This is a genomic window from Pedobacter cryoconitis (assembly GCF_014200595.1).
In the GTDB taxonomy this organism is placed as follows: Bacteria; Bacteroidota; Bacteroidia; order Sphingobacteriales; family Sphingobacteriaceae; genus Pedobacter; species Pedobacter cryoconitis_C.
The window spans coordinates 66231-82513 of sequence record NZ_JACHCG010000001.1 but is presented as its reverse complement, the minus strand read 5'-3'; the positions used below and the strand labels follow the sequence as shown (position 1 = coordinate 82513).

The 16283-nt window shown below is 38.3% G+C and carries 17 protein-coding genes; 10 read left to right on the top strand and 7 right to left on the bottom strand.

Features of this window, described 5'->3' with window-relative positions; genetic code table 11:
- Positions 1 to 150 precede the first annotated feature (150 nt).
- On the bottom strand, positions 151 to 528 hold the full coding sequence (locus HDE70_RS00365) for a YybH family protein (RefSeq protein WP_183867425.1): 378 nt from the start codon (positions 526 to 528) through the stop codon (positions 151 to 153).
- A gap of 210 nt (positions 529 to 738) precedes the next feature.
- Here HDE70_RS00365 and HDE70_RS00360 point away from each other — a divergent pair, with 210 nt between their 5' ends.
- From HDE70_RS00360 to HDE70_RS00320, 9 genes are all read left to right on the top strand, one after another.
- Complete coding sequence (locus HDE70_RS00360; protein WP_183867567.1) at positions 739 to 2001, top strand: prephenate dehydrogenase; 1263 nt, start codon at positions 739 to 741, stop codon at positions 1999 to 2001.
- Between the two features lie 5 nt (positions 2002 to 2006).
- Positions 2007 to 3224, top strand: coding sequence for a GAF domain-containing sensor histidine kinase (locus HDE70_RS00355; protein ID WP_183867424.1), 1218 nt, complete (start codon positions 2007 to 2009; stop codon positions 3222 to 3224).
- 98 nt (positions 3225 to 3322) lie between these two features.
- A complete protein-coding gene (locus tag HDE70_RS00350) occupies positions 3323 to 4123 on the top strand; it encodes a methyltransferase, TIGR04325 family (RefSeq protein WP_183867423.1) in 801 nt (266 codons plus the stop codon).
- Positions 4116 to 5144: a glycosyl transferase gene (locus HDE70_RS00345; protein ID WP_183887360.1), complete on the top strand. Its 1029-nt coding sequence runs from the start codon at positions 4116 to 4118 to the stop codon at positions 5142 to 5144. The genes HDE70_RS00350 and HDE70_RS00345 overlap by 8 nt, the downstream gene beginning before the upstream one ends.
- A 49-nt stretch (positions 5145 to 5193) precedes the next feature.
- Entirely contained in the window at positions 5194 to 5676 is a 483-nt protein-coding gene (locus HDE70_RS00340) for a CHRD domain-containing protein (RefSeq protein ID WP_183867421.1), read from the top strand.
- 7 nt (positions 5677 to 5683) lie between these two features.
- Complete coding sequence (locus tag HDE70_RS00335; RefSeq protein ID WP_183867420.1) at positions 5684 to 6289, top strand: RNA polymerase sigma factor; 606 nt, start codon at positions 5684 to 5686, stop codon at positions 6287 to 6289.
- 19 nt (positions 6290 to 6308) lie between these two features.
- Entirely contained in the window at positions 6309 to 7304 is a 996-nt protein-coding gene (locus tag HDE70_RS00330) for a FecR family protein (protein WP_183867419.1), read from the top strand.
- 40 nt (positions 7305 to 7344) lie between these two features.
- Positions 7345 to 9885 carry a TonB-dependent receptor gene (locus tag HDE70_RS00325; protein ID WP_183887359.1) on the top strand — a complete coding sequence of 847 codons (2541 nt, stop codon included), beginning with the start codon at positions 7345 to 7347 and terminating at the stop codon, positions 9883 to 9885.
- 1 nt (position 9886) lies between these two features.
- Positions 9887 to 10720 (top strand): hypothetical protein, encoded by an 834-nt coding sequence (locus HDE70_RS00320; RefSeq protein WP_183887358.1) that lies wholly within the window; start codon positions 9887 to 9889, stop codon positions 10718 to 10720.
- Positions 10721 to 10723: 3 nt separating this feature from the next.
- Here HDE70_RS00320 and trxA read toward each other — a convergent pair whose 3' ends face one another.
- The 4 genes from trxA to HDE70_RS00300 form a co-directional block, all read right to left on the bottom strand.
- Positions 10724 to 11020 (bottom strand): thioredoxin, encoded by a 297-nt coding sequence (trxA, locus tag HDE70_RS00315; RefSeq protein ID WP_183867416.1) that lies wholly within the window; start codon positions 11018 to 11020, stop codon positions 10724 to 10726.
- Between the two features lie 114 nt (positions 11021 to 11134).
- On the bottom strand, positions 11135 to 11602 hold the full coding sequence (locus HDE70_RS00310) for a DinB family protein (protein ID WP_183887357.1): 468 nt from the start codon (positions 11600 to 11602) through the stop codon (positions 11135 to 11137).
- Between the two features lie 50 nt (positions 11603 to 11652).
- The gene (locus tag HDE70_RS00305) at positions 11653 to 12825 is read right to left on the bottom strand and encodes an MFS transporter (RefSeq protein WP_183887356.1); all 1173 of its coding nucleotides are present in this window, start codon (positions 12823 to 12825) and stop codon (positions 11653 to 11655) included.
- 53 nt (positions 12826 to 12878) lie between these two features.
- Entirely contained in the window at positions 12879 to 13391 is a 513-nt protein-coding gene (locus tag HDE70_RS00300; RefSeq protein WP_183867413.1) for a DNA-deoxyinosine glycosylase, read from the bottom strand.
- Positions 13392 to 13510: 119 nt separating this feature from the next.
- On the opposite strand from HDE70_RS00300, the gene HDE70_RS00295 reads away from it, so the two are divergent.
- Positions 13511 to 14344, top strand: coding sequence for a S1 RNA-binding domain-containing protein (locus tag HDE70_RS00295; RefSeq protein ID WP_183867412.1), 834 nt, complete (start codon positions 13511 to 13513; stop codon positions 14342 to 14344).
- A 44-nt stretch (positions 14345 to 14388) separates the two neighbouring features.
- Here the strand turns inward: HDE70_RS00295 and HDE70_RS00290 are convergent, their stop codons facing one another.
- Both HDE70_RS00290 and HDE70_RS00285 read right to left on the bottom strand, forming a co-directional pair.
- Complete coding sequence (locus HDE70_RS00290) at positions 14389 to 15351, bottom strand: YXWGXW repeat-containing protein (protein WP_183887354.1); 963 nt, start codon at positions 15349 to 15351, stop codon at positions 14389 to 14391.
- Positions 15352 to 15647: 296 nt separating this feature from the next.
- Positions 15648 to 16199, bottom strand: coding sequence for a hypothetical protein (locus HDE70_RS00285; RefSeq protein ID WP_183887352.1), 552 nt, complete (start codon positions 16197 to 16199; stop codon positions 15648 to 15650).
- Between the last annotated feature and the right edge of the window lie 84 nt (positions 16200 to 16283).

Sequence of the window (16283 nt, the reverse complement as noted above, 5' to 3'; positions counted from 1 at the left end):
AATGCCATAATATTAAATTATCAGACTTTGTAACATAACAAATCCAAATCTAACCTAATATTGTAACAAAACAAAGGCAGTTTCTAGTATTTTTTGTAACAAAACAAACCCAGTATAAACTATTAATTAAAATAAGTTATATTATCTCTTCTAATCCAGCGAAACAAAAAGCTCAGCTTGTGTAAGCCACTTTCCTTTAATTTTCCGCCACATAGCCGAATAATTACCTCTGAACTTTTCAGTTTTATAATTCCATTCTCCTGTTTCCCATGCCAGTACACCACTGTCCCCAATCGTAATCACCGAAGGTATCCGTTCAAAAACAGGCTTGTCTTCCTGGAACATTTCTGTAAACACTTTCAACAGTAGCTTTTTTCCTGCATACTGACCACCTTCACCAGAAATAACAATAATATCATCCATCCAATACTGTGCAACACCCGCTGCATCTCCTTTAAGAATAGCAGCATTTGAATTTTCACGGGAAGTCTGAATAATTTTAACCTCGTTTTGTTTTTGATCCATCATAAATATATTCTAATCAATTTACCATCTCCGGCAGCAAAATTCTGTACCAGAAATTGACGCATGATTATTTTTTAAATAAAGTACAAATATAAATAATTACAAAAATAAACTATTTTACAAATAATTATCACCGTGATCGTTATGATAAAAATGGCGATAATCATTCCATTTCCCATAGAATTTCGCTTATTTGCCATATATAATATTGAGATGGATATAGGAATTATTGGCCTGGGAGACATGGGCAAACTTTATGCAAAGCATTTTGCTAAAGCAGGACATCAGGTTTGCGGTGCAGACCTCCCGGTCTTCAGAGAAAAGCTGGAAGAGGAATTAACCCCTTTCGGTATAGAAATATTAATTGACGGAAATGCAGTATCCCGCAAGTGTGACGTGATATTTTATGCTGTGGAAGCGGAAAAAATAGAAGAAGTAGTTGCACTTTATGGCGCTTCTACTAAATACGGTGCTATTGTCGCCGGCCAAACCTCTGTAAAACATCCGGAGATCGCCGCCTTTGAGAAATATTTACCGAAGGACGTTAATATTATTACCTGTCATTCTTTACATGGCCCTGGCTTTGACCCCAAAGGGCAAACTTTAATTGTTATTCCACACCGTTGTGATACGGCTGCTTATACCCGAATGACTGATCTGCTTGCAGTTTTAGGTTCTGACATCGTAGAAATGAAAGATTACCATGAACACGATAAAATTGTAGCCGATACACAAGCAGTAACCCACATGGGTTTTGAAAGTATGGGAACGGCATGGAAAGAAGCAGGATTTTTTCCATGGGAAAACCCATCTTACCTGGGTGGGATAGATAATGTAAAGATTTTGACAATGCTGCGGATTTTCAGCTACAAATCTCACATTTATGCAGGTCTGGCAATCATGAACCCTTATGCACGTCACCAGATCAAACGTTATGCGCAATCCGAATCAGAGCTGTTTAAGCTGATGATCATGGAAAAAGAGGCAGAATTCCGCCAACGTATTAAAGAAGTTAAGCATTTCCTTTTTCCTGATGACAAACAATTCCTGTTACTGGACAACCAGGTCATGAAGGAGTTTTCATTATCAGGAACCGGGGCACCACATACACCCAATTCACATTTAAGCTTACTGAGTATGGCCGATGCCTGGTACCACCTGAAAATCAATCCATATGACAACCTGATTTGTCAGACCCCACCCTTTCGTTTACGCCTGGGAATTGTGGAATATTTGTTCAGAAACGAAGAGTTACTGGAAGAATCGATTGCCGCTGCCATTTATGACAAACAAATCCGCGCAGATGATCTTGAATTCCATTCTTCAGTAAGGGAATGGTCGTCTATTATTGGTTATGGAGATATTAATGGCTATAAACAACACTTTGATCAGACTAAAAACTTCTTTAATGACAGATTGGAACAGGGCAGATTACAAAGTGCAGAATTAATTAGCAGGTTAAACCGAAATTCATAAACAGTATGAAGATGTTTCAGCATCCTATCCCCGAAAACGAGCAGGAACGCGTATTAAGTCTGGCCGAATTTGACATTGATTATTCTTGTATGGAGAATAATTTCAAAGATCTGGCTCATTTAGCGGCAAAAATCGCTGGTACGGAAATATCCCTGGTCAATTTAATTGATACTTTTACACAGTGGACCTATTCCAGTTATGGGCTTGATGGTATAGTTCAAAATCCCAGGGAAGAGACTGTCTGTCAATATACAGTATCATTATCCTCCACAGAGGAATACTTTGAAGTACCTGATATGTCGGCCGATGATCGTTTTAAAGGATTTCCTGCGGTGACCGGGCCACCTAATCTGCGTTATTATTTTGGCGTTCCTTTAACAACTTCTGAGGGATCTCACATTGGCTCACTTTGCGTAATGGACCATAGACTGAGAGAACAAAGCCCTGAAAAGATTGAGCTGCTAAAAATTGTAGCTGATGAGGTGGTCAACAGATTAAAAGCTTTAAAAGCTATCGATGGTCTTAAACATAAATTAGATGAGGTTAAAGAAACTCAGAAAAAGGTAGCACACGATATCCGGGGGCCTATTGCCGGTATTGTTGGTCTGGCGGCAGTTATTGCAGAACAAGGCAACAACAATAATCTGGATGAGGTTCTGGAGTTTATCACGATGATCCATAAGAGTGGCCGGTCTGTTCTTGAGCTTGCCGATGAAATCCTGACCGAAGGAAAAACGCCTGTTTTAAAGAATGATGAATTTAACCTGCTGGTATTCAAGGAAAAGCTGGAGCGTTTATATTTGCCACAGTCGATGAATAAAAACATCACTTTTCAGATTTATATCAACGAGAAAAACGAACATATTCCTTTCATCAAAAATAAGCTGCTCCAGATTACAGGAAATCTTATTTCCAATGCAATGAAATTTACCCCACAAGATGGTACCGTAACGGTAAATCTTGATCTTGAAGTAGATGTTGGTCAGTATAAATTAAAGATCAAAGTTGAAGATTCGGGTGTGGGGATGGATGAAGATACAATCAACTGTATTATGGAAGGGAAAACCGCTACAACAAATGGTACTGTCGGAGAAAAAGGCTATGGATTCGGACTTTCACTGGTTAAACATCTGGTGAATAGCTTACATGGAAATTTCGACATCCATTCTGAGATCGGAAACGGAACTACCTTTGAAATTACATTGATACAAAGCCATCATTAAAGCCTGCATTAAATAAAAAAATAATTCTGAAATCCTTATAGGACTTTTTGCATAATCGGTTGTCATGCATATGAAAAATCGTTTATGCAAAGCTTATAATGTTCAAATTATTCTCCTCTAACTCTAAAAAATCATCTTACGGCTGGTTTGGAAATTATTCCAACTGGGACGATTTGACCGATTCTGTCGGTGGCTACAGTGAAGTAAGCATATTGGAAAAAACCAAGGATGCTTTATTAAAAGTTAAAAGTGGAAATGCTGTATACGAACGCGACTCAGTCGTGTTTGATAAAGTGGAGCATCCTTTCCCTTTGTTAACCTGCATACTGCGAAGCGCTGCCATACTACAAAGACCTCTTCATATTATTGATTTTGGAGGATCATTAGGCAGTACCTACTTTCAAACTAAAGACCTGATCGGAGCAGACATCTGCGCCAGCTGGAATGTAGTAGAACAACCACATTATGTAACTGCCGGCAGGGAACATTTTGAAGATGAGCGTTTAAAATTTTATCCATCCATTGACGCCTGTCTGCGCGTACAGGATGCAGATTTGATTTTACTGTCAGGCTCTGTTCAATACCTGCCTGAACCGCACCGCTTTCTTAAAGAATTAGTGTCTTATGATTTCGATTTTGTGATTTTTGACCGCACTGCTTTTCATTATGGCAAGCAAGACCGGTTAACCTTACAAATTGTACCTCCTGAAATTTACAAAGCGGCTTATCCTGCATGGTTTTTTCAGGAAGACCGGTTTTTAACCCATTTCACTGCTGATTACGAGACAGTTTGTGAATTCCCTTCTTATGTTAAGGGAGAATCGGTAATCCCTATTGATCACGAACCAATTGGCTATAACAAAGGATTTTACTTCGTAAATAAATCACAATATGCTTAAATTCTGCACCTTATTTAATACAACTTATCTTTCCCGCGGAATCGCGATGTACAATTCATTGGAACAACACTGTGAGGATTTCCATTTGTATATTTTCGCTTTTGATGATTATTGCTTTGATGTGCTTACAAAAATGGCATTAAAAAATGCAAGTATTATCAGCTTATTTACCTTTGAGAATGACCGGCTGCTTGCTATAAAAGCTGGCCGTACCGCAGGTGAATATTGCTGGACCTGTGCATCCTCAACGATTAAGTATTGTATTGAAAAATATGCATTGGATCATTGTACTTATATTGATGCGGATCTGTTATTTTTCAGTGATCCTGCTTGTTTAATAAATGAAATGGGTGAAAAATCTGTGCTGATTACCGAACACAGATATACACCACGTTATGACCAGTCCTCAACAAGTGGCATTTATTGCGTGCAATTTATGACTTTTAAAAATACAAAAGCAGGTATGGAAGTATTGAACTGGTGGGTAGATGCTTGTATAGAATGGTGTTTTAACCGTTTTGAAGACAACAAATTCGGTGACCAGAAATATCTCGATGACTGGACTACCCGTTTTGATACCGTTCATGTATTGAAGAATATTGGTGGCGGGGTTGCACCGTGGAATGTGCAGCAATATGAGTTTGCAACTCAGGATAAACAGGTTAAGGGTAAAGAGCTGGACACACAGGCTTCTTTTGAGCTTGTTTTTTATCATTTCCATGATTTCCAGTATATTAAAGGCGATGCCTACCGTTTATCTTCACCGGGTTATTACCTGGACCGTAAGGTAGCTAGGCACATTTATAAGCCATATACTAAAGCACTTTCGGTTGCGGAAGCAGAAATATACCAGGTTAACGCCGAAAAGACTGCTCACGAATTATCAGAAGATAATATTTGGATTAAACTAAATACCAGAAAATATGTCTTATTCACATTATTGGGTTACTATAAAAATTTTCATAGCAAACGTTCTTTGGAATATGGGTTCCTGAGTATGAGAACATTTAGATTTAATTAACAATACGTTTAAGCTATAATTAGTATTTTAGCCTCCTGTATTAAATGCAATGAAGGTTAGAAAATCAAGGTTATATAATGTTTTAGGGGTGGTTTTAATTTTGATGGTCGTATTATCGGTATCCTGCAAAAAAGAATCTTCAACTGGAGAAACTAAAATTAACCCACCAGTAAAAAGTTACATAATCACAGCTAGAATTGATAAAAAAGGTACGAATACAAACGCTGAAGGCACTGGCATTTTAAAAGGAACATACGATGAAGGTACCAAGCAATTGACTTATACACTTAATTTTGAGAAAATTGCGCCCACAATAATTACGCTGAGAAGCGGCACCAAGGGATCAGTTGGAGAATTGGTCAAGGAGATATACAAGAGCAACGGACAAATTTCCGAGTTGGAAATTACCGGCAGGCTTAATTTAAATCCGCTGCAAGAACGGAATCTGTTAAAAGGATTATGGTTTGTAGCTATGAATACAGTGTCTGATGCGCCTGATATTTCTGGATATCTGACCCTGAAGCAAAAATAATGATCGGATGAGCGAGGAACAAAAATACTCTCTTCCGGATGAAGAACAAGCATTGATCGCAGCGTTAAAAATGCATGATCGGAAGGCTTTTGAAAAACTGTATAAAGAACATTACAGGCGACTGTTTGCACTGGCCTACCGTTATGTTGGACAGGCGCCGGTTGCTGAGGAAATTGTTCATGATGTGTTTCTGACGATCTGGAAAATAGGCGGGGCACTTAAGGTTCAGTATTCTATTAAAAGTTATTTATCCAGAGCAGTGATTAACTCTTCTCTGAACTTCATCAAAAAAGAAAAGATTAACAATGGAAAGCAACATGCTTTCCTGGTAGTGGAAAGTGATCCGGACATTGAAAATGAACAACGCGCCAAAAAAGAATCTTTGCTGAATAGCCTGGAGGATGCAATGGCTATTTTGCCTCCAAAATGCAGAGAGGTAATGTATTTAAGCCGTTTTGGAAAATTAAAACAACAGGAAATCGCAACACAAATGAATATATCTATTAAAACAGTTAAAAATCATTTGACTTACGGTTTTCAAAAATTGAGAGAACTATTGGAAAAACAACAGCAAAATCTATTATTGCTGCTTCTGATACTTTATAAATATTAGAGCCAGTATAAATTATACCATGAAAGCATTTGAAAGTAACGAACAGTTCATTTATTCACTGATTCTTGATGATCTCGAAGAGACAATCAGTCCTGCGCACAAAATCCTTCTGGAAAACTGGCGGGCTGCAAGTGACCAGAATGAGAAAACATACCAGGGATTTGTTCAGGTAGAGCAAAATATTAATGAACTATATAGTACAGAACCTTATACGATTGAATCTTCGTGGGAAGCGCTGGATTATAAAATTGACAACCTGGAATACGCATGGAAGCAAAAAGAGAGAAATGCACATACTAAAATTTGGTATGGTATTGCAGCATCTGTCTTGCTGGTCGTTGCTTTAGGCTATTATTTCATCAACAAGAATACCTACACGGTAGTTAGCAATGAGCAGAGCGCTACTGCAAAAACGATCACTCTTCCTGATGGCACATCTGTACAGCTTAATGCCGGGGCAACAATAAAATATGCTGCCGGGAGTTTCAAAACAAATAGAAGAGTCCAGCTATTAAATGGTGAAATCTTTGTTAAAGTTATCCATCAGACTAAATACCCGTTCCTGGTAGACCTTGGTGATGTCCATGCTTTGGATCTGGGCACAAGTTTCAATATTTCTAAACGTAACCGGGATATTGTACTAACCGTAGAAGAAGGACAAGTTGCTTTACAACAGCCTCTAGCTTCAAAGTCCATACTGCTGACAGTCGGAAAAACAGGCCGTTATTCTTCTGCCACCGGAAAACTTACAGCCGAAAAAAATACAGATATCAATTATAAATCGTGGTTAAATAAAGAGTTCATCTTTACAGAAACACCACTTAACGAAGTTGTTAAACAATTGAGCAGAGTTTACAAGAACTCGATCACCATTGATGGAGACAGCCTGGAAAACCGCAAGTTAACCGCACACCTGCACTACCAGACACCAGACAGCGCTTTAAAAGTTATTGCTGCAACTTTACAATGCCAGGTTATTAATGAAGAAGGAAGTTATATTTTAGCGGAAAAATAACTAAATTTCCAAACGACTTCTGTTCCCTGGTAAAAGATGTATGTTAAATAAGGTTTTTGCATTGTTACTTTTTGTATGTTTATTGCAGACAGGCAGACTTTGTGCTCAGAATAAAACAATCCTCGAACGCCCGGTAAGTATTGATTTAAAGGCTGGCTCTCTGGTCAGCGTACTTTCTAAGTTGCAGGCAAATTATGCGGTAACTTTTTCTTATGAGTCTGATCTGCTCGGCGCTTACCAGATCACTGAAATGCATTTCGTAAATACCCCCATGACCTCGGTTTTAAAAAAGGTTTTTAAGGGTACAGCGCTAACATTTAACCTGATTGGAAATAACATTGTTATTACAAAATCAAGAGCCAATATCTGTACAATTCATGGGCATATACGTGACGGGGAAGATGGGGAAGAATTAATCGGCGCCACTTTATATATTCCTAAACTTAAGGTGGGTGTAGTCACTAATCAGTATGGTTTTTATTCGCTAAGTATTCCAAAGGGAACTTATGAGGTATTGATTTCTAATCTGGGTTATGAAACAAAACGCAAAAATATTCGTCTCACTGAAAATACAGAACTGGAAACTGAGTTGTCCGCACAAACCAAATCACTGCCTGAAGTAGAGATTAAGCAAACACTTACGCCGAACCCGATTTTACAGAATCAGCAGAGTTATAGTCCTGCCGCCTTAGAGATGAAAACTTATTATGCTGGCGAAACTGATGTGATCAAGGCTTTACAGATGCAGAATGGCATCAAATCGATTTCTGAGGGAAGTTCAGGCTTATTTATCCGGGGTGGCAATTCAGATCAGAACCTGATTTTACTGGATGAAGCCGTAGTTTATAATCCTTCCCATTTATATGGATTGGTTTCTGTTTTCAACCCCGATGCCATCAATAATATACAGGTGTATAAAGATTATATTCCAGCTAATTTTGGTGGAAGACTTTCTTCTGTTATCGTTAACCGCATGGCCGAGGGTAATAACAAGGAGTTTCATATCAATGGAGGGATCAATATGTTATCTGCACGGATTTCGGCAGAAGGCCCTATCGTCAAAGATAAAGGGTCCTTCATTGTGGCCTTCAGGAGAAGTTTACTCGACGTCTTTAGAAGTAAGTTTAAATTATTCAATCCGAATTCTATTTATTACGATCTCAATGCTAAGGCAAATTACAGGATCAACAAGAACAATAGCGTGTTTTATTCGGTTTATGCCGGCCAGGACAGACTGCTCTCAGAGAATTCATTCCGTAATGATTGGGGAAATATAACCTCTACGCTAAGATGGAATCATATCTTTAATTCCAGGTTGTTTATGAATGCTTCCGCAATTTACAGCAATTACAGCAATCTGCTGGATCTGAATTCAGACACGTTGTCGCAGAAAAGTCAATGGAGTACCGGGGTAAGGGATATCACCGTTAAAGCAGATTATACTTTTTACAGCAGTCCGGTTAACCTGATCAAATTCGGAGTTTCAACTACTTACCACCAGTTTACTCCCGGTCAGACCAAGAATAAAGAAAGTAACGAGTTCAATATTGCAAAAGACAAATCTGTGGAGTCTGCTGTTTATTATAATCAGGAGATTTCCTTTGACAATTCTTTCACGCTGAATTATGGCCTGCGCCTGGGAATGTTCCAAAATGCGGAAGAACGTCTTGATGTTTTTGATCCGCAGGGAAACAGGGTCAAACAAAATGACTATAAAACATTTATCAATCCGGAACCGAGAGTTAACCTGAGTTACTTATTAAATGATAAAAAGCGACTCTTTGTCACTTATAACCGCAGTTTTCAATACCTGCAATTAGTACAAAACAGCACACTGGCATTTTCTTCTCTGGAACCGTGGGTATCCGCTTCTGCAACTATAGCTCCGCAGCGTTCAGATCTCTTTTCAGCCGGGTATAATTATTCACCGGATGGCTTCCTTTTTTCCCTGAGCGGATATTATAAGAAATTACACAATCAGCTGGATTTAACCGGTCACGCACAGATCATTCAGAACCCTGATATCAGAAATCAGCTTAAAGCAGGTAAATCTGATGTGTATGGTGTTGAAGTGGAACTCAATAAAACAACTGGTAAGTTTACGGGCAGCCTGGCTTACACCTATTCCAGAGCCTTCAGAACGATTCAGGGTATCAATGATGGAAACCGGTTTGCTGCGAATTATGACATCCCGCATGAGGTGAAATTAAGTGCAACTTATCTTTTCAATGATCGGTTTTCTGTCCAGACATTTTTCACTTATGCTACCGGCAGGCCATTGACCCTGCCTGTTGGTTATTATCAGCATGATGGAATCAATGTCCCCATTTATGAGGGCAGGAATACTTCCAGGTTTGCTGATTTCAGCAGAATGGATATTTCAGGTCAGTATCATTTCCAGACGCAATTATCCAGGAAAAGAGCTTTATCAAGTACACTTTCTATGGGGGTGTATAATTTATACAATAGAAAAAATCCATTGTATTATCATTTGACTACGGACTCTTCAATTGATCAGAAAAGTTCTCTGGAATATGCATTTGGAATTTCACCATGGGTCTCTTACAGTTTTAAATTATAAGATGAAAAAGCAGCATTATTTCTTCGTTTTGTTTTTTTGTACAATACTGCTCAGCGCTTGTAAAAAGGATGATAAGATCTCATTTGATAAACCTAAGCATGAATATGATCTGGCTGTGGAGGGGGGAATTAATACGTTAACGAAAACGCAGTTTATTAAACTAAGCAAGCCTTCTTTAAGTCTTGGCGTAATGCCGGCAGCAATTTCAAAGGCAGTTGTTATTGTAAATGATAGTAAATCGGATATCATATTTAAAGAAACAACGACACCTGGTTTATACACAGCAACGAATAACAATAGCCCAAATTACAATAAAGCTTATCTGCTGACCATCACTTATAATAAAAAAACTTATACGGCAGTGGATACGTTAAGACAGGTCGTTAATATTGTAGATGACTTTTTACCATTGAAGGTGAAGATAAACAGCAGTGGTTCTTATGATGGAACAATACCTAAACATACTTTTGGTTATCTTAATCCTAATAAATGGTGGATAAATTATACAGGAATACCAGCGTGGAATCCTTCGAAGTTTGATGGCGTACAATATTATAATTACACTCATTTTCTGGGCTCACCAAATTCTCTATATCCACTGAACAATCTTAAACGTGATTTTAATCTGCTGAGCGAGGATGTAATTACCATTTATAAGTTCTCTCTGTCCAAAGGATACGCGAGATACCTTTATGATGTTTTCCTGGAGACGGACTGGAGCGGTCTTTTTTCCAGTGTTCCGGTAAACGCGCAAGGTAATGTTTCCGGAAATGCACAAGGTTACTTCTATGTTACAGACATAGATTTAAGAAGATACAAGGCTAAAGAATTGTAACCGCTATAAATGTCTTTCTATAATTCCCTGTAATTGATTGGCAGGAATTACACCGGACTGACGCCATTTGATCTCTCCATTTTTGAAAAGTATTAAAGTGGGTACGCCCTGGATTTGATATTTACTGGAAACGGCCTGATTTTTATCTACGTCAACTTTCAAAATGGTTGCGCGATCACCGAGCATCCCTTTAAGTTGTTGCAGGATTGGCGCCATCATTTTACAAGGGCCACACCATTCGGCAGAAAAATCTACCAATACTGGTTTATCTGATTTAATAATTTCTGCAAAGTTTGCCATAAGGATATTGGTTTAAAAAAGAAGCGGGGATCCCACTCTCGCAGTATCCCCGCCATCTAAATTAACGCTCTCAAATATATAGACGCTTATAATTTGATATTATTATGTATGACCTTAAATATTTTTTAAGATTAATCTTTTTAGCGCCATAATGTAGCCTAAGTGCATGCCTTCGTGGAAACTAAGGAAGTTTGTTGCATCGTCAATAGTATTTAAATTAACGCCGTAACGGGTAGTCCATCCTTTATAGTTATCAAATATCTGGTTATGATAGTCTATTTTAAACTGATCGAGTGTGGAGATTAATAAGTGCTTGATCTCCGCAATATTTTCTTCAGAAACCGGGCCATTTGGTTTAGTACCTCCGGTATAACTCAGATAAAATTCTTTATCCACGAAAGTTTCCAGTCCCGCCCTGATGTAAGAGATTCCCTGATGAGCAGCCACCATATGCGCCATGTTCCAGATGATGTTATTGTTAAATCCTTCTGGTATTTCATTTAATTGTTCAGCTGATAATCCACTGATACTTTCAATGAAATTTGCTCTGACTTGTCTGACGTTATCAATGATCTGATTCATGTATTTTTGGTTAGCTTATTCTTTGTTTACTGTTATAATTGCCCAGGCTTCTATTCTATATTCCCGGCCATAGTCTTCATCTTCTTTTGATAGCTGAAGAATAATTGTGAAATCGGTATCAGCATTAATCCACTGAAACCAAAAATAATAAATGCAACCCTCAGCCCGAAAGCATGTGCAAGATATCCTATAATCGGAGGCCCAAGCAACATCCCGGTAATCGCATAAGTGGCAATAATTGAGATCGCCATTCCTGGTGAATATTTACTGGAAGCGCCTGCCAGGGCATAACTCATCGGTACTACTGCTGCCGTACCAAAACCAACCATCGAAAAGCCAACCATAGCAGGCCAGAACTGTGGTACAATAATAGCGAGTGAAATTCCGGAAACCACAAGCAGTGCGCACATCAGGAAAGTAGCGGGCATTCCAATCCTTGCAATAATCAGATCGGACAGGAATCTTGATGCAGCCATAAAGGTCATAAAAATTAAATAGCCGTAAGTAAAGATCTCTACATGCAGTACTTCCTGAAAATAGATTCCACTCCAGTCAAACATCCCTCCTTCGCATATTGCAGCAAAAAAGATAATAAATCCAAGATATAGAATATATGGATCGGGCTTGCCCACAATGATTTTATTACCTTTTTCAGACCGGTCCCCTTTGAGTAAAAATTGATAGGAATAACAGGTAATCAGCAAACACATGATCGCTACAATCAATAAGTGCATGTGTAAGGAGACGTTATAAGTCAATAACAGTGTAGAAAAGGCAACTCCGGCAATTCCACCGGTACTCCAGAAACCGTGGAAAGAACCAATAATTTTCTGACTGAATTGTTTTTGCAGGGTGATGGCCTGCGTATTTACTGAAATATTGAAAATCCTTGTGGTAAAGGCAAACAGTACAACTGCTACAACCAGGCTAAAGGTATTTTGAGAAAATCCGATGATCGCAAGTGCGATTGCATTTAAACCATAACCAACGGCAAGCGGAACACGGCTGTTATATTTAGAGACCAGCCAGCCTGAAATTGGTAAACCGATCAAAGAGCCAATGGGCATAGCCAGTAAAATCGTCCCGAGTTCAGCTTCATTAAAGCCAAAGGCCATTTTGATAGTTGGAATCCTTGATGCCCAGGTCGCAAAACTGAAGCCGGACATAAAGAAAAAGAGACTTAGATATATTCTGTGTTTGTTTTTGGTGATTGTATCCTTCATTTATAGTGCAAATATAAGAAGGAGTTATATTTAAATCGTTAAATTATTGCTTCTTATAATTTAACATATGGCAAAAGATCTTTCCATAGTTCCAGTTTTTGTTCAAATGTTTTTGAAGCATTTGCACGGCTTGGAGAGGGTAACAAATGATAGTTTTTATCCGCGCTTTTCTTCACATATTTAAGATAAAATTGCTCTCCTTTTCTACTATCAAAAAATATCTCCGTGATAGCGGGATATTGTTTGTAGAAGGTACCAAAGTCATTGACTACTTCATTTTTAATATTACTGTCCAGACTACCCTCGCAGGTGCAGGATTCCAACACATCCCATAGCGCAATCCCATGATCAAGCAAGAATCTTTTCCTTGCTTCATAATCAGACTCAACTGGTTTTTCAAAAAGTGTATAAATCAGTTTCCAGAAATGATTACCTGCATGTCCGTAGTATTGCTGAAGACTTAAAGACCGGTCGCCGGGCATAGTGCCGAGTAACAGAACTTTACAGTTTTGATCAACAATTGGTGGAAAGGCAGTTTTCAGTGGAGGGATAATTGGCTCGTTCATTCTTTATATCGGTTTATGATCAGGGTTTAATGATATATTTATAACACACAGGGTGGAAAGATGTTCTCATATTCTTGCTGATATTGCTACCTTTGCAGATTGAATATTAAGAAATACCAATGATACAGATAGGACAATACAACGAGTTAAGAATTATAAACAAGACAGAATCAGGACTAATACTGTCTGATGGCGATAAGGAAGCGCTATTGCCCTACAACCACGTTCCTAAGGATGCGGAAATTGGAGATAATATCAATGTTTTTATTTACATGCATAAAGATGGAAAACTTCATGCAACCACACAGAAACCTCTGGCTTGTGTAGGCGATTTTGCTTACCTGACTGTTGTTGAAGATGGTGAGAATGGTGTTTTCATGGATATCGGTATCGATAAAGATGTATATGTACCTGAAAAGGAACAAAAACGCCCGATGTTTAAGGGTGATAAACATGTAGTTTATGTTTTCCTTGATGATAGCAATGACCGTATGGTAGCTTCATCCAGATTAACGAATTATGTGGAAGAAGAAGAAATCAATTTTGAAGAAGGTGATGAAGTAAGCTTATTAATAGCAGACCGCAGTGATTTAGGTTACAATGCTATTGTTGATAATAAGTATATAGGTTTATTATATCAGAATGAATTATTTGATCAGCTTAATCCTGGAGAAGTAAGAAAAGGATGGATTAAAAAGGTTAGAGTAGAAGGAAAGATTGACCTGAGTTTACAGCCTATGGGTTATGGTCATATTCTGGATACGAAGGAAGTTCTGATTAAAATGCTGGAAGAAAACCAGGGTCTGATCGCTTTGGGTGATAAAAGTTCACCGGAAGAGGTTTATGACCTGTTGAAGATCAGTAAAAAAGCTTTCAAGAAAACAACTGGTGCACTTTACAAGGAGCGTTTGATTACCATCGGTGATCATGAAATCAGGTTATTATCTGAATAATATTAAAAAGGCCTCTTAAGTTTAAGAGGCCTTTTCTTTGATAATTATCGGTGTTCCCTTTCTTCGCGGTGCGGGTTACCTTCATGAGGCTGGTGAGCTTCATGTTGCGGATGTGGTTGTTGCATGCGATGTTGTTGTTGTTGATTAGGATGTGGCTGTTGCACATGATTTGGTTGTTGTGGCTGTTGCTGCATCGCGTTTGGATGCCTGTTAATTCCAGGATGCCACTGCTGAGGTGATTTAGCACCGCCAGCTAGTTTGTCACCTTTCACGGCATTATTATCATTAGCCTGATGGTTGTTCATTCCTCCATTGTTATGTATTCTTTCCATCGCTGGATTTCCAGGCTTACCATGGTTTACATTCGCGAACTGATTGCGATCCTTACCTGCCAGTTGCTGATGAGATAATTGAGAAGCAGTTGGCTGTATATGGTTTTCGTTCATTGCTCTGCGTTCTTCTTCACGAGGCTGGACATTTACACCTCCCCTACCATTAAAGCTTGTACGGTTATTATTCACCGTATTATTAATTACAGTTTTATCGATATAAGTGTTATGAATGACAGTAGTATTTACATTGGTGATGGCTGTATTATACCTGTAGGCTCCTCCCTCCCATCTTCCGCCATAAAAACCTGAACCACCATAACCAAAGCCATAATTTATACCACCATAAAAACCGATGTGAGGGCCCCAGTAGCCTGAGTGAAAACTATAAACCCCGCCATCAAAGCCCCAATAGGCGGGCGTCCATAATACACCTGCACGCGGTGGATGTACCCATACACCCGGAACCCAGTAATATCCATCAGCGTCGTCATATGCCCAGTAACCGGGAGTCCATAAATAACCATCCGCCGGACAAGGGGGTTGTGAGTAAACCGGAAGTGCTGGCGGAGCAATTCTTGCAGATATATTAATGCCTACACTAATCTGCGCAAATGCAGCTGTCCTGGCAAAAGTCATTGCTAAAAGCAAAAGACTAATTTTTGCAATCTTTTTCATAAGTATGAGTTTTAAATTTCATAACTATAGGAGTTAAAGAATATGGGATAGTTTAAATTAGAATTCCATTAAAATTTGATGAGTAGATTTTAACGGGCGTCAGAATTGACCAATTAGGTGTATATAATTATTGACGTAAGATCTAAAACAAATAAAGCCCCAATTAAGGGGCTTCAATGTTGTGAGGCTGCCCAGAATTTTGTCCTGCTTTTTACAGCTACCCAGAGTATTATCCTGCCTCAAATACTAATACAAATGTAACTATTTTTATTATAACAATAATAGTTTACCCTTATTTATTTCAAATATTGATCCGCTATCTTAATATTGCGCCTTTCCATTTTGAATAATGAAGAAGTACCATCTAGATGAATTTCAATCTGATACTCACCATCACTAAAATGAAAATCATCTTTTCTTAGCGCAGTTATAACAGTTACCTCGTATCTATTCAAATTTAGATAATGATATTCAGCTACTATATTCAATTTTGTCTCTTCTTTAAGATTCTGTGTAATAGTAATTCTCTTGTTTCTCATAGTCAACTCAAAATTCACAAATGAAAAACCCTTTACTTTTATTGAGTAGAATAACAAATGCTTTGCAGCATCAATAATGAGCTGCTGAACTAAATCATGACTTATCCCCTCTCTTTTACCATCGTCATCACCATGCCTCTCCCGATGGTAATAATGCTTGTCAAACCATATATCAAATTCAATCCCTTCGGCCTTAGTCAATACCATTCTCGCATTATCTGAGCATCGGTTCTTAGTAAAGGCTAATGGATCATCTTTAACTATTTCACCTATTAGCTCATTTGTTCTTCTTGGTCTGTTACCGCCCATTTATAAATATCTCACTCATTTAAGAATATCTTAAACATATAATAAACACAAATAAATGAAATTAAATAAATAACTATTACACAC